Consider the following 25,857-nt stretch of genomic DNA (forward strand, 5'->3'; position numbering starts at 1 on the left):
TTCAAGATTGATGGGTTAAAACTTACTCCAGATCAGAGATTGATGAGGATTTGAATGACTAACCAAGCGTATCCAATGGCTCTCGTTTCACAGGACAGCTTAGACAGCTACATCCGTTCAGTGAACAGCTACCCAATGCTGACCGCTGAAGAAGAGCGTGAAATGGCAGAGCGATTACATTACTCAGGTGATATTGAAGCCGCGAAAGGGTTGATCCTGTCGCATCTTCGATTTGTTGTTCATGTTGCTCGTGGTTATTCCGGCTACGGTTTGCCAATGGCGGATTTGGTGCAGGAAGGGAATATCGGTCTGATGAAAGCGGTCAAACGCTTCAACCCGGATGTGGGTGTTCGACTGGTGTCGTTTGCCGTGCACTGGATTAAAGCCGAAATTCACGAGTACGTGCTGCGTAACTGGCGCATCGTGAAAATCGCCACTACTAAGGCGCAACGTAAGTTGTTCTTCAACCTGCGTAAATCGAAAAAGCGTCTGGGTTGGTTCAATAACGGTGAAGTTGAAACCGTGGCACGCGAGCTGGGCGTTGAACCGTCCGAAGTGCGAGAAATGGAATCGCGTCTGGCGGCACAAGATGCCACGTTCGAAATGTCGAACGATGATGATGATAACCCGAATGCGTACACCGCGCCGATGTTGTATCTGGAAGACAAACATTCCGATCTGGCTGAAAACGTCGAAGCACAGAACTGGGAAGCGCATACTAACCAGCGTCTGGCGTTGGCTCTGTCGAGTTTAGACGAGCGCAGTCAACACATTGTGCGTTCACGCTGGCTGGATGACCAGAAAGCGACGCTGCAAGAGTTAGCGGAAATGTACAACGTCTCTGCAGAGCGTATTCGTCAGCTAGAAAAGAATGCGATGAAGAAATTGAAGGATGCGGTTGGCGAATTCTAAGCGGCCAACAGCTTCTAGCAAATTGCTGAAAACCGAGATCTCCGGATCTCGGTTTTTTTATGTCTGATCGAAATGCGCGATCAGAAGTAGGAAACTTTCTGTGGATAACTCTGTGACAAAATTATTTCCTGACTGTCATCAAGCTGGGCAAATCAAGGCTTGAACGCTGTTTTCTATTTGGGGATATGTTTCTCTTTACACACAACTAAATAAGGATCATCACAAGATGTTGTGGATCGAATAGATTCAAACCACTTTATCAACGCAATCCACAGAATTATCCACAAATGATGAGAATTTGATCGCTGGTGGATAACCTTACTCCGCTCGTGTACTTGTTCAGCTTTGGATAGGTTACAATGTGTGCCGTAAAATAACGCTCAAATGAGAACTCAACATGGAACAATTTCAGCATATCGATGTTGCGGGTGCGCAAGCGCTCATCGAACAACACGATGCCAAGCTTGTCGACATTCGTGATCCGCAGTCGTTTGCTGTGGCGCACGCCAAAACGGCTTACCACCTGACCAACGACTCGATCGTTTCTTTCATGGATCAAGTCGAGTTTGATCAACCGGTATTGGTAATGTGCTATCACGGCATCAGCAGTCAGGGCGCGGCGCAATACCTGGTTAACCAGGGCTTTGAACAGGTGTATAGTGTCGATGGTGGTTTTGAAGCCTGGCATCGTGCCAACCTGCCTGTCGAAGCGAGCTGATTTATGATTAGACTGATTGCCCTCAATAACCCGCGCGTGGCGCAAGCCTTCATCGACTATATGGCCTCTCGCCATATTGAGATTCAGATGATGCCGGAAGGGGGGAATCAGTTTGCGTTGTGGCTGGTGGACGATCAGCATCAGGTGGAAGCCGAGGCTGAGCTGAATCTGTTTCTGCAAAACCCGCGTGATGCGAAATATCAGGCCGCCTCCTGGACGATGGCCGAATCCCGCCAATCCAAATTCTATTATCGGTCACCGAGCATGATGGCCATGATTCGGGCGAAAGCCGGCCCGCTGACGCTGTCGGTGATGGCTGTCTGCGCCGTCATATTCGCACTGGCGTTTTTGGGCATGGGTAATCAGATTTTTGATGCGCTGCATTTTCCGGCGCATGCGGGTCAGCAATGGCAGCTGTGGCGCTGGTTCAGCCACGCGTTGCTGCATTTCTCGGTGATCCACATTGCGTTTAACCTGCTATGGTGGTGGCAATTAGGCGGCGATATTGAAAAGCGACTTGGTAGCGGTAAGTTGCTGCAAGTGTTTCTGATCTCAGCCGCACTGTCGGGCGCTGGCCAGTATTGGGTGGAAGGTGCCAACTTTGGTGGCCTGTCTGGTGTGGTGTATGCGCTGGTTGGCTATTTATGGATGCTCGGGTTGCGCGCGCCGCATCTTGGCCTCGGCATGCCCAAACCCTTGGTCGGTTTTATGTTGGTGTGGCTGGTGCTCGGTTATGTGCAGCCGTTTATGGCGATCGCCAACACCGCTCATCTGGCGGGACTGATTACGGGTGTGGTATTGGGGCTGCATGATGCCGGACGTTTTCAGTCCAAGGCGACGCAGCAATAAGATAAGAAAAGCGGCTGATGGGCCGCTTTTTCATTGATGACGTTGTACTTACTGTTACTGGTAAATGTATTTGGTAAACAGTAAGTCTGCGATGAGCGGACGGCCGGTTTCCGGCAACAGAATATTGTTGAGCTGCTCAACCAGCGTTTTACGTAAGTCTTCGCGTCCGGCCAGAGACTTAATGGTGTCTTCGGTCTGTTTACCGAGCAGTTCCACCACGGCATCGCGGATCAGCGGTTGGTGACGTTCAACCAGCGGCAGATCGACACTGTTGGCAACCATAATATCGATGCGCACCTGAATGTAGCCGAGCTTTTTGCCTTTGGTATAAAAGTTGGTGGTCAGATCGGGTTCGAGTGTGAAGTAGGCGAGCTTGGGCGCATCTTCTTCGCTGGCGCCGGCAACGAATGGGATCAGCAGGCTGACAGCGAGCATTGTTTGGACTAGGTAACGTTTAAGCATATTTCTGTCTGTTCTTTCTTCGGTTCACGATACTCGAAACGCCCGAGTCTTGTTACAATAGCGCATCTAATTGTAAACAAAATGCTTGATAGGGTTCGAAAGGTCAGGGAAACCTCCCTGTTTGGGCCTTATTGTATGACGATTAAGCGTCATATTGAATACTAGTATGAATCAAACAACTTCGCTTTATCTGACTGCTTTGCGCCAGGTCACGTGGCAGCAGCCGGAAAACTTCCAATATCCTGATGAGAATGCCAGAACCTGGCTGCTTGAGCAGGGGTCATTGTCGCATTTGATGGCGCAGCATTGCGACCATTTCAGCGTGAACCTGTTACACAATCAGTTAACGGGACATGGTTCACTGCAGGCGGATGAAATGACGCTGCTGACGCAAGAAGATTGCCTGCTGCGCCAAGTTTTGCTGCTTGGCGACGAGGTGCCCTGGGTATTGGGGAGCACGCTGATTCCGCGTTCCTCCTTGCAGGATCAACCCCACGATTTCACTCAACAGGGTGAGATTCCGCTTGGCTTAACGGTGTTCAGCTCCGACAATGCCAAACGTGACGCGTTGCAGGTCGGTTGGGCGCAAACGTCACACGGCCCGCTGCTGGCGCGCCGCTCCCGCTTGTGGATGAATCACAAACCTATGCTGGTGGCAGAACTGTTTCTGCCCGACTCACCAATTTACTCTAAGGAGAGAGTGTAAATGATCGCTGCAAAAGCCCGCGCGTACTGGCAGTTAACGCGCATGGATCGTCCGATTGGCTCACTATTGCTGTTGTGGCCGACGATTTGGGCTCTGATTTTAGCTGCGCGCGGCATGCCGGATTTGAAGGTACTGGCTGTGTTTGTGATTGGTGTGTTTGCCATGCGCTCGGCGGGGTGTGTGATCAATGATTTCGCTGACCGCAAAGTCGATGGCCATGTCAAACGAACGGCGCAGCGTCCGTTACCTGCGGGTAAAGTCACGGCGCGTGAAGCGTTTACGCTGTTTCTGGTGTTGTCGTTGCTGTCTTTTCTGCTGGTTCTAACCATGAATCCGCTGACGATCAAACTGTCGTTTGCTGGTCTGGTGCTGGCGTTCATCTACCCGTTTATGAAGCGCTATACTCATTTGCCGCAGTTCTTTCTGGGATTGGCATTCAGTTGGTCGATTCCGATGGCGTGGGCTGCTCAGGCGGGAGAGTTGCCGCTGGTGGCGTGGTATCTGTTTGTCATTAACGTGCTGTGGACGGTGGCGTATGACACTCAATATGCGATGGTGGACCGAGATGATGACCTGCTGATTGGTGTGAAATCCACGGCGATTTTGTTCGGCCGCTTTGACAAGCTGATCATCGGGGTGTTGCAATTCCTGACCGTCGCCATGTTGATTGCGTTGGGTTACAGCTACCAATTGGGCGCCAGCTACTACTGGGGATTGCTGGCGGCCAGTGGCCTGTTTGTGTATCAGCAGCATTTGATTCGCCATCGCGAACGTATGCCGTGTTTTCAGGCTTTCCTCAACAACAACTACGTCGGTATGGCGATTGCTGTGGGCCTGTTTATCTCTTTCCTGTAAACCTCGCACAAGAAAAAGGCATCCCTCGGGATGCCTTTTGTGTTTCTGACGCTGAGTTATTCAACCTGACAGATACTTTCCTGAATGGTCAGACGCACTTCCGGATAGAGCATGGTATAGAGCATGCGCGAGAAGTGTTTGGTCTGTTCCAGATGGCAGTTACCGTCGCTGTCGAGGTAGCCTTGCTGTTTTAGCGTGACGAACAGCGCGGAGAACACGCCCTTATCGAAAAATTCCGGCGCGTTGATGCCATGCAGGCGACCCAGACGCTGCGCAATTTCCTGGCTCTTGTTTTCCAGGTCCGATTTGCCCAGGTCCGGATTGGCAACCAGCAAGTTAAGCGCAATCGCGTAACGTTGCAGCGTTTCCGAAATCGTGCGGCCCAGCAGCATCAGAACCTGAGTTTTGGACTGGTTGATGGTGGCAACGCCGTTGTCCAACGTCACCAGTTCCTGACGTTGCAGTTCGGCCAGATAGTGCATCACCACATCATCCAACTGCGACTCGTCGTAGCTGAGGAACAACTCCTGTTTGAGGAACGGGTACACCTTTGCGACGCACGTCTGAATCTGCTCAACTGGCATCTGCTGCTGGCGGATCAGCATCTGCGCAATCAGTGATGGCAGCGCCAGTAAATGAATGATGTTGTTGCGGTAGTAAGTCATCAGAATCGACTGATTGCGATCGAGCGAAATGATGTCGCCCATGGTGTCGGTTTCTACCACAAATTTATCCAGCGACTCCGCGTGTTGCACCAGGCTTTCGGCATTATCTTGCGGCACGGTGAATGTACTGGAGTAAGGCACGTTGCGCAGCAGTTGCAGGTAACAGTCGATCTGCTTGACCAGATTGTCGCGTGCCAGTGCGCGCTGACGGGACGCCAGTAGCGCTGTGGCACACAGCGTCATTGCGTTAGCCGCAGCCGCATCGTTAATGTGCGTCATCATCTTGGTCGCGAGCTTGTTTACCACAGGTGTCATCCATTGTGGTTTGCTGGCGCCCATCGGATCGATATCCTGAGTCCACTCTGGCACTTGCTCGTTCAGGAACTGATTGAGTGGAATCGGCTCACCAAAGTTGACATAACCCTGGCCGAAGTTGCGCAGTTTGCGAATGGTGCGCAGCACCAGGCTGGCATTCTCTTTCTCTTTACGTTTGCCGCGCAGCTCTTTGGCGTAAGTGCCCACTTCCATCACGTGCTCATAGCCGATGTACACTGGGACCAGCGTGACCGGACGGTTGAGCCCGCGCAGCATAGCCTGAATGGTCATCGCCAGCATGCCGGTTTTGGCCTGCAGCAGACGACCCGTACGTGAACGGCCACCTTCGCTGAAATATTCAACCGCATAGCCTTTGGCAAACAGCTCAGCCAGATATTCACGGAAAATCGTTGAGTACAGTTTGTTGCCTTTAAAGCTGCGGCGGATAAAGAACGCGCCGCCACGACGAAAAATCGGACCCGCCGGGAAGAAGTTGAGGTTAATCCCCGCAGCAATGTGCGGCGGTACCATGCCTTCGTGATACAGCACGTACGACAGCAGCAGGTAGTCCATGTGACTTCGGTGACACGGCACATACACAATCTCGTGACCATCTTGCGCCAGGCGACGCACGGTCGCGGCGTTATTGATGTTCAGGCCCTGATAAATACGGTTCCACAACCAGCCCAGAATGCGATCGCCTTTTTTCACCAGTGAGTAGGAGAAGTCGGCCGCAATCTCATCAAGCATGTCGTGCGCTTCTTTACGCGCTTTTTCCAGCGAAATGTTTTTTGATGCCGCTTCATCCGCGATGGCTTTCTCAATCGCCGGAGAGTTCATCAAACGCTGGAACAGCTGATAGCGTTGCGGCAGGTTAGGGCCTGACGCTGCCAGCTTCTGACGCGAGAAGTGAATCCGCGCTACGCGTGCCAGTTTGTGGGCAATTGATGCATCGGTGCCGTGTGAGTCGGCCATGTAGCGCAGCGAGACCACCGGGCTGAAACGCACCAGACAATCACGTCCGGCAGTAAACACCGCTTTGGCTTTTTGTGGGCCATTGAGTGCCTGCAGATAAGGACGCTCGCGGCCTTCTTTACCCGGTTTGCGTCCCCACAGCACGGTGGCAGGAATGACCTGCACATCCAGCTCTGAATCGGTTTGATGCAGGCTCAGCAGCTCGCTGAATGTTGCGATGGAGTCGGTTGGAACATAGTTATCATCCTGCAGCAACGTTGGGCGCGAAGAGATAAACACGTAACGCTTGAGTGTCTGGCCGTTGATGGTCAGCGGCTCAAGTGGATCGGGCAGACCAGCCTGCAGTGCGTGTGTTTGCAGCGTCAGCAGATCGACATTGGAGCGAAACGGTAGTGCGTAGACAATCGGCTTGTTAATATCGATGTCGAGATCATCTATCGGATTTGATGGAATGGCGGTTCCTTTTACCAACACAGACAGTGGTAACTTTAGCAAGGAACGCGAAAATGAGTGTCCGGAAGACATAAGAGTTCAAGGCCTCAAGAATACATGCAAAAACTGAAGCGCATGTCTATTTTCATAAGAAACAGAGAGCATGAAAATTGAGATACACTTCAATCGGTGTCTTTTTTTGAGCAGCAAGCATAACAGAAACTGGTCGAACCTTTTAATTTTATTGATTACCAAAACGTCATTTCTGCGTGAAATGTCTGGAACGGGAAATACACGTGCATCAGAAAAATCCTCAAGGAATCAAACGCGTCATCAAGGCTACGCGCTACTCATATCAAGGGCTCTGTGCGGCGTTTAAAAACGAAGCTGCTTTTCGTGAAGAAGTCATCCTCGCCTGCGTACTTGTTCCGCTGGCGGTGTGGGTCGACGTCTCTCAACTGGAACGCATGCTGATGATTGGCAGCGTATTGTTGGTGATGGTGGTGGAACTGCTTAACAGCGCAGTGGAAGCGGTGGTGGATCGCATCGGCCCGGAACATCACGAACTGGCCGGACGCGCCAAAGATATGGGCTCAGCGGCGGTGTTTATCGCGATGGTCATCAGTGGCTACATCTGGGTGGAAGCGTTGTTTATCTAACCCGTTGATATAAAAAACGAGCAATTGGTTTGCATTTCACCAAATACTGGATATACTCACAGGCAACTGTATAAAAAGACAGGTGACTTATGAAGCCGTTGACGCCACGCCAACAAGAAGTGTTCGATCTTATCAGAAGCAAGATCGATGAAACCGGAATGCCACCCACTCGTGCTGAAATTGCGCGTGAACTGGGTTTCCGTTCTGCCAATGCGGCGGAAGAGCATTTGAAAGCTCTGGCACGTAAACAAGTGATTGAAATCGTACCGGGCGCCTCTCGCGGTATCCGTATTCTGGTGGACGCGGCGAACGACAGTGCTGATGACGTTGGCCTGCCTTTGATTGGCCGTGTGGCTGCAGGTGAACCGATTCTCGCTCAGGAACATGTCGAAGCGCATTATCAGGTCGACCCGGCGATGTTCCGTCCACAAGCAGACTTTCTGCTGCGTGTGCACGGTGAGAGTATGAAAAATATCGGCATCATGGATGGCGATCTGCTGGCGGTACACAAAACGCAGGATGTACACAACGGTCAGGTTGTGGTTGCCCGCGTTGAAGACGATGTCACCGTGAAACGCCTGGAGCGTAAAGGCGCGAAAGTGCTGCTGCATGCGGAAAACGAAGAGTTTGCTCCGATCGAAGTCGACCTGAGTTGTCAGGAACTGACCATCGAAGGCATCGCGGTTGGCATCATCCGTAATACCGACTGGATGTAAAATACTCTTGAGAGCCATTCTCAATAACTTGTCAATCTAATTGATATTCATTATCATCTTCTTTGTGCGATGTAAGGAAGATGATAATGCGCTCAACTCGTTCCCCCTCAGCAAGACGTTATCCGATACCTGCGAATTTGATGCAGCCATTGTGGTTGCGTAGTCGCGAAAGCTTGGTTGATAACGGTTTGGTTTATGACCCGATTGCGGCGACCGCTTGTCAGCGTTGTCTTCTAGCGCCGGAATGCCTGTCTGGCGATATCGATCAAAAACAACTTCTGCACGTCACTCTGACCCAACTGTGTGATCAGCAGGTCCGCAGCTTCCTTGAAGCGCACCCGGACGGCTGGATTATCAATGTGGGCGCGGGGCTGGATACGCGTTTTTATCGCGTCGACAACGGCCGCTGTCACTGGTTGGAATTGGATATTACGGAAAACCTGTTGTGGCGTCAGAAGCTGTTTCACAGCAGTGAGCGTTACCAGCACTGCTGTGGTAGCGTGACCGATTTATCCTGGCTCGACAGCTTACCTGTTCCGGAGTACGCACCTATCCTGATTGTTTGTGAGCATGCGCTGCTTGATGGTGACCGTGCGCAGGTGTCCCGTTTTATTCGCGCGTTGGGGTTAAACTTCGTCAATGCCAGTGCGTGTTTGGTGTTGGCGGGCGATCGCACCGCAACACGTCTGGGGCAGAAAATGGGATCGGGTCAGTATCAGCATGGTTTTACTCATGCGGGTGAAGCAGTGTTAGATTGTCTGCCATGGGCACGCTCAGTCAGCACTCACTCACCGCTGGATCGCCATTGCGGCCGCTGGAAATTCTGGCAGCGCGTGATCAGTAAAATCGGTGTGCTCAAACATCGCTATACGCCCGTGGTGGTTTACGCCCGCTGGTAATCACGCCGCGCAAAACATAGCCGTTGCAGCTCATCTTCGATACACTTTGCTCTCAATGACTTGAGGGCGAAGCAGTGCAATTTCTTTTCCAGACTCTTTCCAACAAAACCATGCATCGGCAGGTGCTGTGGCTGGCCATTCCGATGGTGCTGTCGAACATCACCATACCGTTGTTGGGACTGGTCGATGCCGCAGTGATTGGTCACCTTGAACACGCTTGGTACCTGGGTGGGGTGGCGCTGGGTAGTACCGTCATCAGTGTGACGTTCTGGTTGCTGGGCTTTCTGCGCATGTCGACGACTGGACTGACTGCGCAGGCGTTTGGTGCTGATAACCGCGCCGGGCTGGCGCGCGTGTGGCTGCAAGGCATGCTGATGGCGCTTGGGTTTGCAGCGGTGTTTTTGCTGCTCCATCGCTTCATCGCTGATGGGGTGTTCGGTTTCAGTTCGGCCAGTGCCGAGGTGAAACTTTACGCGCAGCAATATTTTGTCATTCGTGCCTGGAGCGCGCCTGCTTCGCTGGTTAACTTTGTGCTGCTCGGCTGGCTGCTGGGGACACAAAACTCACGTGCGCCGATGTGGATGGTGATCATCACGAACGTGGTCAACATTGTTCTCGATTTACTGTTTGTGCTTGGCCTTGGCTGGAAAGTGCAGGGTGTGGCGCTAGCCTCGGTGATCGCCGATTATTCGGGCATGGGGTTTGGTCTGTGGCGTGTGTGGCGTTATTGGCTGCAACATCAGTTGCCATCGCCGCTGGCCCTGCTGCGTGAATCCACTCAGGGGCTGAGTCGCTTTGTGCGTCTCAATCGCGATATCTTTCTGCGGTCACTGTGCCTGCAAGCGGCATTTAGTTTTATGACGTTTCAGGGCGCGGCGTTTGGCGATCAAACGGTGGCGGCCAATGCCGTGCTGATGAGTTTCCTGATGATGATTTCCTACGGCATGGACGGTTTCGCCTACGCGATGGAAGCCATGGTGGGTAAGGCGATTGGCGCGAAAAGTGAAACTCAGCTCAAAGCCGCGATGATTGGCAGTGCGTTCTGGAGTGTGATCATCTGCTTGCTGTTAACGTTGGCGTTTGGCTGGTATGGATCGGCGCTGATCCGGCTGATCACTGATATCAGCGCGGTGCAGCAAACGGCGCAGGTTTATCTACCTTGGCTGGTGGCGATGCCGCTGACTTCTATGTGGTGCTTTTTGTTGGATGGTATTTTCATTGGCGCGACCAAGGGGCGCGAAATGCGTAACAGTATGTTCGTCGCTGCTTGCACCTTCTTTGTGGTGTTCTACGGCTTTGCTTTCTGGGGTAACCATGCCCTGTGGCTGGCGATGCTGAGCTTTATGGCAATGCGCGGTTTAAGTTTGGGTATTGTGTTGCTTCGTCAGTGGCGGCTGGGGACTTTTCTCGCCTGATCACAGCCAATAAAAAAACGCAGCTCAAGGCTGCGTTTTTTTATTGCTTGGCGTCAGCGTCAGAACAGGCGGTTAAGACCATTCAACGCTGCCACGCGGTACGCTTCAGCCATCGTCGGGTAGTTGAAGGTCGTGTTTACGAAGTACTCGATGGTATTAGCCGAACCTTTCTGTTCCATGATCGCCTGACCGATGTGAATGATTTCTGCCGCGCGTTCACCAAAACAGTGAATGCCGAGAATCTCTTTGGTGTCACGATGGAACAGGATTTTCAGGCTGCCGACGTCTTTTCCTGAGATCTGAGCGCGCGCCAGATGTTTGAACGACGAGCGGCCCACTTCGTACGGCACTTTCGCCGCAGTCAGTTCCTGCTCGGTACGACCAACCGAGCTGATTTCCGGAATGGTGTAAATACCAGTTGGAATATCGGCAATCAGTTGATTGGTCGCGTTGCCTTTGGCGATCGCTTGCGCGGTAAAACGGCCCTGATCGTAAGCCGCGCTGGCAAGGCTTGGGTAACCAATCACATCACCGACCGCGTAAATGTGGTCAACCTCGGTCTGGTAGTTCGTGTTGACGGTGAGCTGACCGCGTGAATCCGGTGACAGGCCAACCACTTCCAGATTGAGTTTATCGGTGTTACCGGTTCGGCCGTTGGCATACAGCAGGCAGTCGGCTTTCATCTTCTTGCCAGATTTCAGGTGCACAATGACGCCGTCTTCCGTGCCTTCAATTTTCTCGTAGGTTTCGTCGTTACGGATGATCACGCCGTTGTTCCAGAAATGGTACGACAGCGCGTCGGAGATTTCGTTATCCAGAAACGCCAGCAAGCGGTCACGGGTATTGATCAGATCGGTCTTCACGCCCAGGCCACGGAAAATCGACGCGTACTCACAGCCAATCACGCCTGCTCCGTAAATGATGATGTGGCGCGGGTCGTGTTTCAGATTAAGAATCGAGTCGCTGTCGTACACGCGAGCGTGGTTGAAGTCGACATCATTCGGACGGTAAGGGCGAGAGCCGGTGGCAATCACAAACTTATCAGCGGTGTAGAGATCGACCGTGTTGTCGCTTTTGGTTACCGCCACGGTGTTGGCATCCACAAACTGTGCGGTGCCGAAAATCAGCGAGCACTGGTTGCGGTCATAAAACCCCTGACGCAGGCGAGTTTGTTTGTCGATGACGGTTTTGGCGTGGCCGAGAATGGTTGAGAAGGTGGCATGCAGACTGGTGTTGTTCTTACAAAACAGCGGATTGCTGTTGAACTCGATGATACGGCTGACCGCATGGCGCAGTGCCTTAGACGGAATGGTACCCCAGTGAGTACAACCGCCACCGACGCTGCTCTCTTTCTCGATAATGGCGACATTCAATCCCGCTTTGCTGAGCCCCATCGCGGCACCTTCTCCGCCTGGTCCGCTGCCGATTACGATGACGTCAAAGTGGTTGTTCTGTGCCATAAGGATTTCCTTGTTATTTTCGCTTAACATTGCTGTAGCGAGATTTTAACTGATTCCGCGATGCGGTAAATCGTGTTCCCATCAGAGAGTGCAGGGGATCACGTCATCGCAAGAAATATTAGGTGTTTCACTCTAGTGCTGGCCGGGTGGCTGCACGCGAGTAACAGGGAACCACACGGCAGGATAAATTGTCTGCTGGCTCAAACGGACGCATTTTGTCTCTTAGACAAGTTTCACATTCGCGTTATAGTATGGGCCACTATTGGAACAGGCAGAGAACTTACGCAGTATGAAATCTACGGGTATTCGTGCACAACAAAAAGAGAAAACGCGTCGTTCACTGATTGATGCCGCCTTCAGCCAATTAAGTGCTGATCGCAGTTTTTCTAATTTAAGCTTGCGGGAAGTGGCCCGTGAAGCGGGGATTGCCCCGACATCGTTCTATCGCCATTTCAAAGATATGGATGAGTTGGGTTTAACCATGGTGGATGAAGGTGGCTTGCTGCTGCGTCAATTGATGCGTCAGGCGCGCCAGCGCATCGTCAAAGAGGGCAGCGTGATTCGTACCTCGATCGAAACCTTCATGGAATTTATTGAGAGCAGCCCGAACGTGTTTCGTTTGCTGCTGCGTGAGCGCTCCGGTACTTCGTTTGAGTTTCGTACTGCAGTGGCGCGCGAGATTCAGCACTTCTCGGCTGAACTGACCGAATATCTGGTGAATACGGGTATGAACCGCGAAGAAGCAATAACGCAGGCGGAAGCCTCGGTTACACTGGTATTCAGCTCGGGAGCAGAAGCTCTGGATTTAGACAGACGTTCTCGCGAGGAACTGGCTGAACGTCTGATATTACAATTGCGAATGATTGCCAAAGGGGCTTTCTGGTATCGCAAAGAACGTGAACGTAATCGACTGAAAGGCGGGATAGATTAATGTCGAAGGAAAGCAATAAAACCAATCACGGTTCAGAACGTAAAACGCTGGTACTGGCATTGATTGCTGGTATGTGTGGCGACGCATTGTTGTCGTGGATGACGATGAGCGAAGTCTCTTTTTCTATTTTCCCTCTGATTGCGCTGGTGCTCTCGGTGCAGGCGCTGTATCAGGAATACCTGCGTCATCCGGTGTCAGAGGATATTCCTCTGGTCGGCTTAGCGTGTTTCTTTGTTGGCGCGTTTGGCCACAATGCGTTTGTGAAAGCGCAGTATCCGGATTCCGGCTCCAACTTCTTTGCGATTGTGGTCGCATTGCTGCTGCTGGTGTGGATTGGCCGCAAGCTGGGTTATCTCGGCCGCGCCGCCTGAGAGGCAAACGAATGAAAAAAAACGAGCCAATCGGCTCGTTTTTTTATGGTTAAGCTTTACGTTCCAGCAGCACACCTGCTTCCATGTGGTGGGTGTAAGGGAATTGGTCGAACAGTGCAAAACGGGTCACATTGTGGGTTTCGCACAAGACATCCAAGTTCTCTTTTAGTGTTTCCGGGTTACACGAGATGTAAAGAATACGCTCGTAACCTTGCACCATCTTACAGGTGTCGATATCCATACCTGAGCGCGGTGGATCGACAAAAATAGTGTTGCAGTTGTAGCTCTTCAGATCTACGCCCGCATCTTTCAGGCGGTTAAACTCACGTTTGCCTTCCATTGCCTGAGTAAACTCTTCTGCTGACATACGGATGATCTGTACGTTGTCGATATGGTTCGCGGCAATGTTGTATTGCGCTGATTCTACAGAAGGCTTGGCCAGTTCGGTGGCCAGTACACGCTCAAAGTTTTGTGCCAGAGCCAGAGAGAAGTTGCCGTTACCACAGTACAGCTCCAGCAAGTCACCTTTACTTTCCTGGGTGCAGTCGACGGCCCATTCCAGCATTTTTTCCGCCACTTTACCGTTGGGCTGGGTAAAGCTGTTTTCAACTTGCTGATAAATGTACGGCTGGCCGTTCACGTGCAGTTTTTCCACCACGTAATCGCGATCCAGCACGATTTTCATTTTGCGTGCGCGGCCAATCAGGTTGAGGTTGAAGCCCTCATCATTCAGGCGCTGTTTGAGTTTCTTCGCAGCCGCGGTCCACGCGTCATCCAACTGGCGGTGGTAAAGCAGCGATACCAGCACTTCACCGCTCAGCGACGAAAGGAAATCGACCTGGAACAGTTTACGACGCAGCGTGTCATCGCCTTTCATGGCATCCATCAGCAGAGGCATCAGATCATTGATCAAACGGCTTGCCGCCGGGAACTGATCGACACGGTACTTTTCGCGGGTTTCCGGGTTGAACATGATGTAGTACATGTCTTCGCCTTCATGCCACACGCGGAACTCAGCGCGCATACGGTAGTGTTGCTGCGGCGACTCAAACACTTCCAGCTCCGGTACCTGATAGGCCTGGAACATGTCGGTCAGGCGAGTGACCTTGTCGTCCAGCTGAGCTTGGTAGTGGTTCGGGTTTACGTCGAGAGTCGCCATGGTTTTACCTTTTGGGTGCATTCAAATAAAGAGCGCAGATTTTATTCAATCCCTCGCGCTTGTCCAGTTTTGTCCCTGAATTGGTGAAAATCGCGTCTGTAAAACTATAGCTTATGCCAATCTGAGCTAGACAATTCATTAATTGCTCAATACTATCAGCGCCAAGCTGGTGTGATTTAGCTGCCTAGATGGCTAAATGACTGAAAAGGGAATCTGGTGAGAATCCAGAACTGACGCGCAGCGGTAAGAGAGAACGAACACTCAGGTGACACTGCAATGTGCGGGAAGTCGAGTTAGTAGGTGACAGTGCTCTCAAGTCCGAAGACCTGCCAGCAACTGAGCGAAGAAGCGGCAAGAAGCCATGCTCAGTCGGATTAACGCGATTTAGGACAATATAATGAATAAATCCCTTCTAGCGGTGGCAGTGGCGTCGCTGCTTCCTTACGCCTCTTTTTCATTCGCTCAGGACACATCCGCAGACGAAACCGTTGTGGTGACTGCGAACCGTTTTGAGCAAAAGCAAGCTTCTGTTTTATCTGCAACTACGGTGATTAGCCGTCAGGAAATCGAACAGTACCAAGCTAACTCGCTCACGGAAGTGCTGCGCCGAGTTCCGGGTGTCGAAATTGCCCAGAATGGTGGCCGTGGTCACAACGCGTCAGTGTTTATGCGCGGTACCAACAGCGATCATGTACTGGTGCTGGTTGATGGTGTGCGTATTGACTCTGCAGCCGGTGGTGTGGCGATTAACCATTTTCCGCTAGGTTTGGTTGAACGCTTAGAAGTGATCCGTGGTCCCGGCGCGGCTATGTATGGCTCCGATGCAGTAGGTGGTGTGATCAACATTATTACCCGCTCTCATCGTGGCAATAATCTTAAGCAAGTGACAGCTGGCATTGGTAGCAACCAGACCCGTAAAGGTGATGTGGTTGCTAAGGCGGATGTGAATGAGCAAGGCCATCTGCAACTGGCGGCTGGTTTTGAGAAAACCGACGGTTACGATATCAAAAGCACACAGACGGGTGTCGATTACGGTTATGAAAGCCAGAATCTGATGGGTGGTTACGAGCATCGCTTTAATGACAACTGGCTGGGTTATGTGTCGGCCAGCTGGTTTGACAGTGATGTGGAGTACAACTCATCAGGCAGTGTGTACCATGGTTTTTCTGATAACCAGAGTTTTACGGGTCAACTGAACTATGAAGGCGCGAAACTAAAGAGCCTCGTTACCCTCAACTACCAACAAACAGAGAATCTGGACTACAGCCAGAGTGAAGGTAAGGATAACGCCAGCACCCGTGCCCATATCGATCTGACCCAGATTCAATGGGCCAACATCTATCAATTGAATGAGTACGTTGAGTTGGGCGGTGGTGTTGATGGGCGCCGTGAATCTCTTGGTGATGATGCACTGAGCTACGGTTCTGCTCATTCGTTGGCGGGAGAGAGCCGTGACACGAAAGGTATCTTCGGTTCAGGCAAGCTAACCATCAGCGATTGGGTACTGGAAGCTAATGTTCGTCATGACAAGCATGATAAGTATGATGAACATACGACCTGGTCTGTTGCCGCAGGCTATCAGCTTGGTGAGTATCACCGTGTGCGAGCGTCGTACGGTACGGCTTATAAAGCGCCGAGCTACAGCGACCTGACGACCACCCCAGATCTGGAAGCAGAAGAATCACGCAACATTGAAGTCGGTGTGTCAGGTGATTACTCATTCGCCCGTTGGAACATCTCTGCTTACGATAACAAAGTCGACAACCTGATTATTTGGTATGAAGGCAGCAGCGGTTGGTATTCAGATAACGTGGACGCCCGCATAAAAGGGCTGGAGATGGATGTTAACTTCGATACCGGTCCAATTAACCATACGCTCGTGGCTGAATTTAAAGATCATGAAGATGATAACGGTGTTCAATTGGCTCGCCGTGCGAAACAAAACTATAAGTGGATCACCTCAGCGCAATTTGGCGACGTTGAAGTCAACACCACTTACACCTTTACGGGTAAACGTCTGGATCTGCCAAAAACAGAGGCGACCGATGAGGATTACATTCCAGCCACTAATTTATGGGATGTCTCGGTGGGTTACTGGGTCAGTGACGCTTTTGTTGTGCGTACCCGAGTTGAAAACCTATTCAATGAACAGTATGAAACGGCAGTTGGGTATCGTTCGCCAGAAAGAGCGTACTACCTGAACGCGAGTTACCAGTTCTAACCTCAAGCCGCCTTCGGGCGGCTTTTGTTATCCAGAGGCAAAGATGAAAAAAGTGATTGTGAGCTGGTCATCCGGCAAAGACTCGACGCTGACACTGTTGCGATTGCAAGAAGACCCACGCTACGAAGTGGTGGGGTTGTACACCACGTATGTGGCTGATGAAGTGCCGTTTCAGGCCACGCCATTGAATGTGGTCGAGATGCAGGCCGAGGCACTCGGGTTACCCTTGGTCAAGATTGCATTACCCGAAGTGTTTCCCAGTAACCCGGTCTATCAATCTCTGATTGTTGACGGGATTAAGCGCTGTGGGCTGAGTGTGGAAGCTGTCGCGTTTGGCGACATGTTCTGTAACGGCATTGCCGAGTATCGCAAAAGCTACATTGAGCCCGCTGGCTGGGAATGCGTGTTGCCGTTACTGGGCGAAGACTCGTCTGCGCTGGCTCAGGAAATCGTAGCGCGCGGCATTGTAACGCTGGTGGTCACCACGGATGGTCAGGCGTTGGATGCATCCTATTGTGGGCAATGGTACAGCACTGAGTTTATCCAAAGCTTACCGGAGGATGTGGATCCCTGTGGTGAAGATGGTGAATTCCACACATTAGTAACATTTGCGCCTGGGTTCCGAGAGCCTATTCAGCTTACTTTGACGCATGTGCAACGTGGCGAGCGGTTTTGCCATCAACGTTATCAGGCATCGCTGGAGGAGATTGAGCAGTAGTTGCCTATTCACAAAGAGGGAGTATGATCGGAGCGTTTTCTTTTCCGACTGATGCTAACCATCGAGGTATTGCGTGTCTGAACATCCTCAATATAAAGCGCTTATTTTTGATTCCGGCGTGGGTGGATTGTCTGTCTATCGAGAGATACAGGCGCGTCTGCCGCAAGTAAGTTACACCTACCTGTTTGATAACGCTGCCTATCCTTATGGCGAGTTGGCTCAGGAAACGTTACTGCAGCGCGTTGATATGCTGATCACTCAGTTGGTGGCCGAGCAAGGGTTCGATATCGTCGTTATCGCCTGTAATACTGCCAGCACGGTTGTTCTGCCACGTCTGCGGGCGAAACTCTCTATTCCGGTGGTTGGTGTCGTGCCGGCGATAAAGCCAGCCTCCATGTTAGCCAGTAAAGCAGTTGGGCTTATCGCCACTCCTGCAACAATTACACGTCAGTATACGCATGATCTGATCCGCGATTTCTCTTCTGATAAAAATGTCGAACTGCTGGGCTCAACACGTCTGGTCGATATGGCGGAAGAAAAGCTGCGTGGTAAAGCCGTTGATATGGATGAATTGGCAAGTATCTTAAGTCCGCTTCGTCAGCAAATTGATGTCGCTGTACTTGGCTGCACGCATTTCCCTCTTATTAAAGAAGAAATTCAGGCGGTATTAGGCAAGGATGTCATGCTGGTGGATTCGGGAGAAGCGATTGCAAGGCGGGTACAAGATTTACTGCGTTTAGAGACAGGCTGTGCACAAGGACATCGACACAGCATTTTCTCCAGTGCGCCTCCCTGGGAGGAAGACGCACTGAATGAAAAGCTGGAACAACTAGGATTTAGTCCTGTTCGTCCATTCCCTCTTCAGGGTGCTTAGGATCATTCGCAATTCGTACCTTTAATGTACGCTGCATATAATCCTGCTCATTTAAAGCATCGATGGCCGCTTGTGCATGACCGGCGGCCATAACCACAAAACCAAACCCACGACGCTTACCCGTACGTTTATCCTTCATTAAGCGAACAGCAAACACATCACCATGTTCAGCGAACAGATCGCGCACATGGGATTCATTCGCCTTGTAAGGCAGGTTACCCACATACAGTGTTTTGGTTGCAGTCGAAGACTCGTCGTGAGACTCCTTGGGTGAAGAAGTAGAAGTAAAAAGTTTAAAGATAATAGCTGCAGCCACTACACCAAGAACAAAACTCACCGAAGGATGAGTTGATACCTGAGAGAAAATAACAGCGCCCAGAATAACCAGCGCGATAATCCATAACATCGATTTATTAGAGTTCATATTGAAATACTACTTATCAGATAAAAATAAGATGCATGTCTACGATTAACAAAATAGACACATGAATCTTACGTATATGCTTGGTTTTTTTCCAACCAATTGCTGTGACCCCCCTCAAATGTTGGAATTTTATTCGATAAACAGCGGTTTGCTGGTTTTTTAATCGAACGAAAAATTATTTGAAAAAAGTGCTTGTCATCATTCCAGACCTCCCTATAATGCCGCCTCACCGACACGGAGTGAGACAAACATCACAAAGTGGTTAGCGGTAAAGAGTTAAGAAAGTTTGAAAATAACTGTTGACTCTCAGAAATTTAAGCGTATTATACGCACCCCTAGCGACAGTGCTTTGAAGGCAAGGTCGATAGCGGAAAAGCTCTTTAACAATATAAACCTATCAATCTGTGTGGGCACTCGTTGATGATAATCGCAAAAGATTTATCAATGAACTGAGTGACCAATTTGATACTTCGGTATCGAGCACAGTCAATTCAACATTACGTAGTAATGTTATCATGATAACATTACTACGTAATGTTGAATTGACTGTGCTCGATACCGAAGTATCAAATTGGTCACTCAGTTCATTGATAAATCTTTTGCGATTATCATCAACGAGTGCCCACACAGATTGATAGGTTTATATTGTTAAAGAGCTTCCTTCCTACTTCAGCGACCGAGTCACCGTGGAAGAGGCGGCCATTTTAGCGAGATAAACTGTCGTGTCAAACACTTTTTTCAGTTTATTTTCGCGAGCTTTTCAGCTTTGAAAACGACCTTGCTGAACTGCTTTTGTTTCTTTCGAAGCTTTGCCGTGTCAGCGAGGGGGCATTATAGAGATCGAGCTCACATTGGCAAGCGCTTTTTCACGTTTTTTTTGATTTTTTAACTGTTTGACTGTTTTTTATTCACCAAGGGCTATTTCTACTACTCTTTCACTTCTAAACTGCCCTCAACAGCCCAGATAAGGAGGCGTAATGAGCGCTATTCGTAGTTATAAAGGAATCACTCCACAGATCGGTGAACGTGTCTATATAGATGAGAGTTCCGTTCTCGTTGGCGACATCAAGATTGGTAATGACGCCAGTATTTGGCCTCTGGTGGCGGCTCGCGGTGATGTGAACCACATTGTGATCGGCGCGCGCTCCAATATTCAGGACGGCAGTGTGTTGCATGTGACGCACAAGAATAACGAAAATCCAGACGGCTATCCGCTGATTATCGGTGAAGACGTGACCGTCGGGCATAAAGTGATGTTGCATGGCTGCACCATCCAAGATCGCGTGTTAGTCGGCATGGGCGCTATTGTATTGGATGGCGTAGTAGTAGAAAGTGACGTGATGATCGGTGCGGGCAGTTTAGTCCCACCTGGAAAACGCTTAGAAAGCGGCTATCTATATATAGGCAGCCCGGTGAAACAGGCTCGTCCTCTAAATGAAAAAGAAAGAGCCTTTTTAGTTAAGTCCGCACAAAACTACGTTCAGAATAAAAATGACTACCTGACGTCGGTTGAAGCCGTTAGCTAACCACTTCGATTTGTCCGCGCTGGTTGTAGTCTTCTTCTTCAATCAGCGCTTCCGCTATTTCTTCCAAATCAAAACGCAGTATCTGAAAAATAGCCAGAGCCTGTTGCTCACCATCAATCGTCTGTGCCGACAGACGGCTGAGTGCGGCAAGCGTCACGACACATTCAATGAGCGCTCCGGCCTGCTGTGCAGGAAACATCACGGCTTGCAGCTCATCATTCCAAGTTTGCATATCCGGAAATAAGATCGATTGGTTCATGATTAACCTTCTAAGTTTTTGCGCAGTTCACGCAGAATCTGTTTCGTCCCCGGACGTAAACCACGCCATAACATAAAACTTTCTGCCGCCTGCCCCACCAGCATCCCCAAACCGTCATACGCCTGAGCACACCCACTGTCTAATGCCCATTGGTTGAAAATGGTGTGGCCTTTACCATACATCATGTCGTACGCCACACTGGTCGGCTGGAAAATCGCGGCGGAGATATCAGGTAAGGCACCATCCAGACTGGCCGACGTCGAGTTGATGATGACATCAAAACCGGAATTCAGCTGCGCCATTTCCACAGCGTTCACATTACCGTACGGAGCAAAGCTCTCCGCTAACTGCTGCGCTTTGGCAAAGGTGCGGTTCGTAATGGTGATGCTGGCTGGCTGTTTATCTAATAAAGGCTTGAGCACACCACGCGCCGCGCCGCCGGAACCAATCAACAGAATTCGCGCGTCTTGCAACGGCACCTGATGCAGCATCAGATCCTGCACCAGACCTTCACCATCCGTGTTGTCCCCCAGAATGCCGCCATCATCGAGTTTTTTAAGCGTGTTAACCGCGCCAGCCAGTTGCGCCCGTTCCGTCAAGCGGGTGGCAAACGTGAACGCCGCTTCTTTAAACGGAACGGTGATGTTGCACCCTTTACCGCCGTGGGCAAAGAAATCTGTCGCGGCTTGCACAAAACCATCCACGGGCGCGAGTTGCGCGGTGTAGGTCATGGCCTGATTGGTTTGACGGGCAAATAAGGTATGAATGAAAGGTGATTTACTGTGGCCGATCGGGTTGCCGAACACCGCATACTGATCGTGTTGAAAATCCATGTTCCTGCCTGAAAGAAAGAGGGTCGCTGTATGCGACCCTATCACTCACCACTGGCTCTGTCACCACTCGCGCGGTACTAAAAATTGCTGTAATTCCGCTTCGGCGCTCCCCGCCTGTGGCTGATAACGATATTCCCAGCGCGCCAACGGCGGCATTGACATCAGAATCGACTCGGTGCGTCCACCCGATTGCAGGCCAAACAAAGTGCCGCGGTCAAAGACCAAGTTAAATTCGACATAACGGCCACGACGGTAGAGCTGGAACTCGCGTTCGCGTTCGCCATACGGAGTCGCTTTGCGGCGCTCGACAATCGGCAGATACGCCTGCGTGTACCCTTCGCCGACCGCCTTAATATAGTCAAAGCACTGCTCAAAGCTCCACTGATAGAGATCATCAAAGAACAACCCGCCGATACCGCGTGTTTCCTCGCGATGCGGCAGATAGAAGTAACGATCGCACCATGCTTTATGCTCGGCGTAAACGTCCTCACCAAACGGCGCGCACAGTGCTTTTGCCACACGGTGCCACTCATGACAATCCTGCTCAAACGGATAGAAGGGCGTGAGATCAAATCCGCCACCAAACCACCAAATCGGCGCCTCACCCTCTTTTTCCGCAATGAAAAAGCGCACGTTCGCGTGCGAAGTCGGTACATACGGGTTATTGGGGTGCATCACTAATGACACGCCCATGGCTTCAAAGCGGCGCCCGGCCAGTTCCGGGCGGTGTGCGGTTGCCGATGCGGGCATCTGCTGACCTTCCACATGGGAGAAATTCACCCCGCCCTGTTCAAACACATGACCATGACGCATCACGCGCGTGCGACCGCCGCCGCCGAGCTTTTCGCCCGGTTCACGATGCCAGGCATCTTCTTCAAATGTGGCACCGCCATCGACGGCTTCCAACTGTTGGCAAATGCTGTCTTGTAGCGACAACAGAAATTGTTTGACGGCTTCTTTATTGATGGTTGGCATCGTTACTTCCTTTGCTGACTTAGCCTTGTCTCAGTACTTGGAGCGTTTTGGCATCGCGAATTTCACTGGGCTTATTACGGCCACCAGTTTCGCCTTGCAGAATCGCCACCAGCTTATCACCGAGCTGCTGTTCGACTTCCTGTGTGGTCATGCACGGTGGCAAACCCGACAGATTCGCGCTGGTTGAGGTCAGCGGCTTGCCATACGCAAGGCACAGCTTCTGCACCAACGGATGATCGGTCACGCGCACGGCGATGGTATCAAACTGTCCGCTCACCCAATGCGAGACACGCTCGCTGGCTGGCATGATCCAGGTCACCGGCCCCGGCCAGGTCGACTGCACTCGCTCCAACTGCTCTTGAGTCAGTTGGCTTTCATCAATATAAGGCAGCAGTTGTTGGTACGACGCAGCGATCAGAATCAGGCCTTTCTCGACCGGACGCTGCTTGAGTTGCAGCAACTTTTCAATCGCCTGCGGATTGTCCGGATCACACCCGACACCAAACACACCTTCAGTGGGATAAGCGATCACTTCACCGGACTGCAACGCTTGCAGTGTATGTTCAAAATTATTCACCAGAGTTTCCTAAGTTGAGCTGACTTTTTTATTTGCGGCCTAGTGTACAAATTATCCGGCGCAACGGCTAAATCTAATTCGGGATAAATTATACCGCCACGCTTTCAATCACTGCGCAAACGTTTGCTTGAAAATAAAATCCCCGTATAATGCGCGCACAAAAGCTCACCTAATTTATAACGCTTGAAGGAGTTTGAGATGAAAGTCGGCATTATCATGGGTTCAAAATCGGATTGGCCAACCATGAAGCTTGCAGCAGAGATGCTGGATCAATTTGGTGTTGCTTACGAAACCAAAGTGGTTTCCGCGCACCGTACCCCTCAACTTCTGGCCGATTACGCCACCAGTGCCAAAGAGCGTGGACTAAAAGTGATCATCGCTGGCGCTGGCGGCGCGGCGCACCTTCCCGGCATGACCGCAGCATTCACCAGCCTACCCGTACTGGGAGTTCCGGTACAGTCGCGTGCGTTGTCGGGCATCGACTCTCTTTATTCTATCGTTCAGATGCCTAAAGGCATCGCGGTCGGCACTCTGGCGATTGGTGAAGCTGGCGCTGCGAATGCAGGGCTGCTGGCCGCACAAATCATTGGTGCGTTTGATGAAAGCGTGATGGCGAAAGTGGAAGCGTTCCGCGCCGCACAAACCGAAGCCGTGCTGGCTAACCCAAACCCAGCCGAGGAATAAATCATGCACGTATTGGTATTAGGTTCCGGTCAACTCGCGCGCATGATGTCTCTGGCCGGGGCGCCGCTCAACATTGACATTTCCGCCTTTGACGTCAATACCCAGAACGTGGTGCATCCGCTGACTCAGGCTGTAATTGGCCATGGTTTGGAACAGGCAATTGCCGGTGCGGATGTGATTACCGCCGAATTTGAACACATTCCTCACGATGTGCTGGCCGTGTGTGAACGCAGCGGAAAATTTCTGCCAAGTACCGACGCGATTAAAGCCGGTGGCGATCGCCGTCTGGAAAAAGCACTGCTGGACAACGCGGGCGTACGCAACGCCAAATACGCAGTGATCACCAACCGTGCTGAATTTGATGCTGCGATTGATTACGTCGGTATTCCCATGGTGCTGAAAACCGCCTTGGGTGGCTATGATGGCAAAGGCCAATGGCGTCTCAAAACCCCACAAGATAGCGACGCGATTTGGGCCGACATGGCACAAGCACTGGCGGCATCTGAGCAACAGGCGATTGTGGCGGAAGAGTTCGTGCCCTTTGATCGCGAAGTGTCGCTGGTTGGCGCGCGTGGCAAAGATGGCGAGATCGCGGTGTATCCACTGGCTGAGAACGTGCACGTGAACGGCGTCCTCAGCCTGTCGACCGCTATTGATGCGCCAGAATTACAAGAACAAGCGAAGCAGATGTTTACCGCCGTGGCTGAAAGCCTGAATTACGTCGGCGTGCTGGCGCTGGAGTTTTTCGACGTCCAGGGGACGTTGCTGGTCAATGAAATTGCGCCGCGCGTGCACAACTCTGGCCACTGGACTCAGCAGGGCGCAGAAACCTGTCAGTTTGAAAATCATCTACGCGCAGTGTGCGGACTGCCACTGGGCAGCACCAAACTGATTCGCGAAACTGCGATGATCAACATTCTGGGTGAAGACACCTTGCCTGATGCCCTGCTGGCGATGGAAGGTTGCCATATTCACTGGTATGGCAAAGACAAACGTCCCGGACGCAAAATGGGTCACATCAACGTCACCGCCGATTACAGTGGCGAATTGCAACGTAAGCTATGTCAACTGGCAGCAGTTCTCGATCCAACAGCCTTTCCGGCGGTACAGGAAGTGGCGCAGCAGATTAAGCACTAGACCCTGAATTCAATACCAACAAAAACGGCGCGATTAAGCGCCGTTTTTCATTTCAGTTTGAGTGTGACCACATTTTTTGTCGGCACACTGATACTTGGTACCACTGGCGAGTTTCTTTTCAATCAGCAACGGATAACCGCACGCTTGGCACTGCCCCATCACGGGTGGTTGATTGAGTGCAAATTTGCATTTTGGAAACGCGTCACAAGCAAAAAATGCCTTGCCAAAGCGATTCTTACGTTCAACCAAATGGCCTTTGCCACATTCGGGGCAAGTAATCTGGGTTTCTACCACCAATTCTTGTGGTGCCGTGTCCGGCGACTCAATATGATGACATTCAGGATAATGGCTACAGCCGATAAACATACCGTAGCGTCCCTGCCGCAACACCAGTTCATGTCCACACTCCGGGCACGGCACGCCAAGCTCTTTGATGATATGGCCGTCATTCTGATGTAGGGGTTTAATGAAGTCGCAACCAGGATACTGACTGCAACCCAAGAAAGGACCGTGTTTGCCGTGTCGAAGCTGCAACGCAGCGCCGCATTTGGGACACGGTTCGTGATTCAGCGCCTGCTCATGGGCTGAAAACAACTGGTGATCGATTTTTTTACCGCTCATGTGTACTACTTACGTTGCCACTAACCTTGCTTAATGAACAATACCTTGCTCTTTGCTGTACAGCAGCTCTTCCATTAGCGTGTAAGCATTTTCATTCCCTGGCACATTAAATAGCACCATCAGAATGATCCACTTGAGGTCATCAAGTTCGAACTCATTGGTTTCCAAGCCCATGACGCGATCAATCACCATCTCACGCGTTTCAGGTGTCAGCACTTTGATTTGCTCAAGGAACATCAAAAAGCCGCGCGATTCCGTATCCAAACGCTCCATTTCCTGCGCGGTAAAGATACGCACTGATGTGGCCGCGCTGGTTGCGATCGCGGAATGTGCATCGGTCTGCTGCAGCGCAGCCAGCTCTTCTAACCAGTGAAGGGCTTTGTAGATGTCTTTTTGGTGAAATCCGGCCCGAAGCAGTTCATCTTCGAGTTCGTCTTGGTCCACTTGCAACTCTGCATCGCTATGGATATAAGTTTCAAATAGATACATCAGAATATCCATCATCATAG

At 51.2% G+C, this 25,857-nt stretch carries 28 protein-coding genes and 1 riboswitch; of the genes, 17 read left to right on the forward strand and 11 right to left on the reverse strand.

The genetic code is table 11. From position 1 onward, the window contains the following. Window positions 1-54: 54 nt before the first annotated feature. The 3 genes from rpoH to glpG all read left to right on the forward strand — a co-directional run bounded on the left by rpoH (window position 55) and on the right by glpG (window position 2,479). Window positions 55-912 carry an RNA polymerase sigma factor RpoH gene (gene rpoH / locus LGV68_RS20200; protein ID WP_020331959.1) on the forward strand — a complete coding sequence of 286 codons (858 nt, stop codon included), beginning with the start codon at window positions 55-57 and terminating at the stop codon, window positions 910-912. Between the two features lie 397 nt (window positions 913-1,309). Then, window positions 1,310-1,630 carry a thiosulfate sulfurtransferase GlpE gene (gene glpE, locus LGV68_RS20205; protein WP_024373756.1) on the forward strand — a complete coding sequence of 107 codons (321 nt, stop codon included), beginning with the start codon at window positions 1,310-1,312 and terminating at the stop codon, window positions 1,628-1,630. 3 nt (window positions 1,631-1,633) lie between these two features. Further along, entirely contained in the window at window positions 1,634-2,479 is an 846-nt protein-coding gene (gene glpG, locus LGV68_RS20210) for a rhomboid family intramembrane serine protease GlpG (protein ID WP_020331962.1), read from the forward strand. Between the two features lie 54 nt (window positions 2,480-2,533). Here the strand turns inward: glpG and LGV68_RS20215 are convergent, their stop codons facing one another. Continuing rightward, on the reverse strand, window positions 2,534-2,941 hold the full coding sequence (locus LGV68_RS20215; protein ID WP_020331963.1) for a flagellar basal body-associated protein FliL: 408 nt from the start codon (window positions 2,939-2,941) through the stop codon (window positions 2,534-2,536). A 166-nt stretch (window positions 2,942-3,107) separates the two neighbouring features. Here LGV68_RS20215 and LGV68_RS20220 point away from each other — a divergent pair, with 166 nt between their 5' ends. Further along, window positions 3,108-3,647, forward strand: coding sequence for a chorismate lyase (locus LGV68_RS20220; protein WP_020331964.1), 540 nt, complete (start codon window positions 3,108-3,110; stop codon window positions 3,645-3,647). After that, entirely contained in the window at window positions 3,648-4,502 is an 855-nt protein-coding gene (gene ubiA / locus LGV68_RS20225) for a 4-hydroxybenzoate octaprenyltransferase (RefSeq protein ID WP_252535972.1), read from the forward strand. 56 nt (window positions 4,503-4,558) lie between these two features. Here ubiA and plsB read toward each other — a convergent pair whose 3' ends face one another. Further along, a complete protein-coding gene (gene plsB / locus LGV68_RS20230) occupies window positions 4,559-6,982 on the reverse strand; it encodes a glycerol-3-phosphate 1-O-acyltransferase PlsB (RefSeq protein ID WP_020331966.1) in 2,424 nt (807 codons plus the stop codon). 203 nt (window positions 6,983-7,185) lie between these two features. On the opposite strand from plsB, the gene LGV68_RS20235 reads away from it, so the two are divergent. The 4 genes from LGV68_RS20235 (at window position 7,186) to dinF (ending at window position 10,578) form a co-directional block, all read left to right on the forward strand. After that, complete coding sequence (locus tag LGV68_RS20235) at window positions 7,186-7,548, forward strand: diacylglycerol kinase (RefSeq protein ID WP_158125508.1); 363 nt, start codon at window positions 7,186-7,188, stop codon at window positions 7,546-7,548. An 89-nt stretch (window positions 7,549-7,637) separates the two neighbouring features. After that, window positions 7,638-8,264, forward strand: a complete 627-nt coding sequence (gene lexA / locus LGV68_RS20240; RefSeq protein WP_047459704.1) for a transcriptional repressor LexA — start codon at window positions 7,638-7,640, stop codon at window positions 8,262-8,264. A gap of 86 nt (window positions 8,265-8,350) precedes the next feature. Continuing rightward, window positions 8,351-9,163 (forward strand): class I SAM-dependent methyltransferase, encoded by an 813-nt coding sequence (locus tag LGV68_RS20245; RefSeq protein WP_252535973.1) that lies wholly within the window; start codon window positions 8,351-8,353, stop codon window positions 9,161-9,163. Between the two features lie 110 nt (window positions 9,164-9,273). Next, window positions 9,274-10,578, forward strand: coding sequence for an MATE family efflux transporter DinF (gene dinF, locus LGV68_RS20250; protein ID WP_222756765.1), 1,305 nt, complete (start codon window positions 9,274-9,276; stop codon window positions 10,576-10,578). 59 nt (window positions 10,579-10,637) lie between these two features. On the opposite strand, the gene sthA is transcribed toward dinF, so the two are convergent. Further along, window positions 10,638-12,038: a Si-specific NAD(P)(+) transhydrogenase gene (gene sthA, locus LGV68_RS20255; protein WP_020331973.1), complete on the reverse strand. Its 1,401-nt coding sequence runs from the start codon at window positions 12,036-12,038 to the stop codon at window positions 10,638-10,640. A 289-nt stretch (window positions 12,039-12,327) separates the two neighbouring features. Here sthA and fabR point away from each other — a divergent pair, with 289 nt between their 5' ends. Both fabR and LGV68_RS20265 read left to right on the forward strand, forming a co-directional pair. Then, window positions 12,328-12,969, forward strand: a complete 642-nt coding sequence (fabR, locus tag LGV68_RS20260; RefSeq protein WP_020331974.1) for an HTH-type transcriptional repressor FabR — start codon at window positions 12,328-12,330, stop codon at window positions 12,967-12,969. Continuing rightward, complete coding sequence (locus LGV68_RS20265) at window positions 12,969-13,340, forward strand: YijD family membrane protein (RefSeq protein ID WP_020331975.1); 372 nt, start codon at window positions 12,969-12,971, stop codon at window positions 13,338-13,340. The genes fabR and LGV68_RS20265 overlap by 1 nt, the downstream gene beginning before the upstream one ends. Window positions 13,341-13,389: 49 nt before the next feature. Here the strand turns inward: LGV68_RS20265 and trmA are convergent, their stop codons facing one another. After that, window positions 13,390-14,499, reverse strand: a complete 1,110-nt coding sequence (trmA, locus tag LGV68_RS20270; RefSeq protein WP_032081106.1) for a tRNA (uridine(54)-C5)-methyltransferase TrmA — start codon at window positions 14,497-14,499, stop codon at window positions 13,390-13,392. Between the two features lie 150 nt (window positions 14,500-14,649). After that, window positions 14,650-14,848: riboswitch (cobalamin riboswitch) on the forward strand. Window positions 14,849-14,896: 48 nt separating this feature from the next. Between trmA and LGV68_RS20275 the strand changes: the two genes are divergently transcribed. The 3 genes from LGV68_RS20275 (at window position 14,897) to murI (ending at window position 18,312) form a co-directional block, all read left to right on the forward strand. After that, the gene (locus LGV68_RS20275) at window positions 14,897-16,720 is read left to right on the forward strand and encodes a TonB-dependent receptor (RefSeq protein WP_252535975.1); all 1,824 of its coding nucleotides are present in this window, start codon (window positions 14,897-14,899) and stop codon (window positions 16,718-16,720) included. A 43-nt stretch (window positions 16,721-16,763) separates the two neighbouring features. Beyond that, complete coding sequence (locus LGV68_RS20280) at window positions 16,764-17,438, forward strand: ATPase (RefSeq protein WP_024373765.1); 675 nt, start codon at window positions 16,764-16,766, stop codon at window positions 17,436-17,438. A 73-nt stretch (window positions 17,439-17,511) separates the two neighbouring features. Further along, entirely contained in the window at window positions 17,512-18,312 is an 801-nt protein-coding gene (gene murI / locus LGV68_RS20285) for a glutamate racemase (protein ID WP_024373766.1), read from the forward strand. Here murI and LGV68_RS20290 read toward each other — a convergent pair. Beyond that, the gene (locus tag LGV68_RS20290; RefSeq protein WP_024373767.1) at window positions 18,275-18,736 is read right to left on the reverse strand and encodes an RNA-binding protein; all 462 of its coding nucleotides are present in this window, start codon (window positions 18,734-18,736) and stop codon (window positions 18,275-18,277) included. The two genes, murI and LGV68_RS20290, sit on opposite strands and share 38 nt — an antisense overlap. 977 nt (window positions 18,737-19,713) lie before the next feature. On the opposite strand from LGV68_RS20290, the gene LGV68_RS20295 reads away from it, so the two are divergent. Then, window positions 19,714-20,262, forward strand: coding sequence for a gamma carbonic anhydrase family protein (locus LGV68_RS20295; protein ID WP_020332557.1), 549 nt, complete (start codon window positions 19,714-19,716; stop codon window positions 20,260-20,262). On the opposite strand, the gene LGV68_RS20300 is transcribed toward LGV68_RS20295, so the two are convergent. Genes LGV68_RS20300 through LGV68_RS20315 form a run of 4 tightly spaced genes read right to left on the reverse strand, consistent with a single transcriptional unit; the run spans window position 20,255 to window position 22,906 of the window. Next, window positions 20,255-20,521 (reverse strand): DUF1488 domain-containing protein, encoded by a 267-nt coding sequence (locus tag LGV68_RS20300; protein WP_165881602.1) that lies wholly within the window; start codon window positions 20,519-20,521, stop codon window positions 20,255-20,257. The two genes, LGV68_RS20295 and LGV68_RS20300, sit on opposite strands and share 8 nt — an antisense overlap. A gap of 2 nt (window positions 20,522-20,523) precedes the next feature. Continuing rightward, complete coding sequence (aroE, locus tag LGV68_RS20305) at window positions 20,524-21,354, reverse strand: shikimate dehydrogenase (RefSeq protein ID WP_024374801.1); 831 nt, start codon at window positions 21,352-21,354, stop codon at window positions 20,524-20,526. Window positions 21,355-21,414: 60 nt separating this feature from the next. After that, window positions 21,415-22,329, reverse strand: coding sequence for an oxygen-dependent coproporphyrinogen oxidase (gene hemF, locus LGV68_RS20310; RefSeq protein ID WP_252535976.1), 915 nt, complete (start codon window positions 22,327-22,329; stop codon window positions 21,415-21,417). A gap of 19 nt (window positions 22,330-22,348) precedes the next feature. Further along, entirely contained in the window at window positions 22,349-22,906 is a 558-nt protein-coding gene (locus LGV68_RS20315; protein WP_154183775.1) for an L-threonylcarbamoyladenylate synthase, read from the reverse strand. A gap of 198 nt (window positions 22,907-23,104) precedes the next feature. Between LGV68_RS20315 and purE the strand changes: the two genes are divergently transcribed. Both purE and LGV68_RS20325 read left to right on the forward strand, forming a co-directional pair. Then, a complete protein-coding gene (gene purE / locus LGV68_RS20320) occupies window positions 23,105-23,590 on the forward strand; it encodes a 5-(carboxyamino)imidazole ribonucleotide mutase (RefSeq protein ID WP_020332562.1) in 486 nt (161 codons plus the stop codon). A 3-nt stretch (window positions 23,591-23,593) separates the two neighbouring features. Beyond that, on the forward strand, window positions 23,594-24,727 hold the full coding sequence (locus tag LGV68_RS20325; RefSeq protein WP_222783821.1) for a 5-(carboxyamino)imidazole ribonucleotide synthase: 1,134 nt from the start codon (window positions 23,594-23,596) through the stop codon (window positions 24,725-24,727). 33 nt (window positions 24,728-24,760) lie between these two features. On the opposite strand, the gene LGV68_RS20330 is transcribed toward LGV68_RS20325, so the two are convergent. Together LGV68_RS20330 and LGV68_RS20335 are read right to left on the reverse strand one after the other, a co-directional pair. Then, on the reverse strand, window positions 24,761-25,348 hold the full coding sequence (locus LGV68_RS20330; RefSeq protein ID WP_024374494.1) for a type I DNA topoisomerase: 588 nt from the start codon (window positions 25,346-25,348) through the stop codon (window positions 24,761-24,763). A gap of 30 nt (window positions 25,349-25,378) precedes the next feature. Further along, window positions 25,379-25,855, reverse strand: coding sequence for a DUF494 family protein (locus LGV68_RS20335; RefSeq protein ID WP_020332565.1), 477 nt, complete (start codon window positions 25,853-25,855; stop codon window positions 25,379-25,381). Window positions 25,856-25,857 lie beyond the last annotated feature (2 nt).

Source organism: Vibrio sp. LQ2, assembly GCF_023920125.1.
In the GTDB taxonomy this organism is placed as follows: domain Bacteria; phylum Pseudomonadota; class Gammaproteobacteria; order Enterobacterales; family Vibrionaceae; genus Vibrio; species Vibrio fluvialis.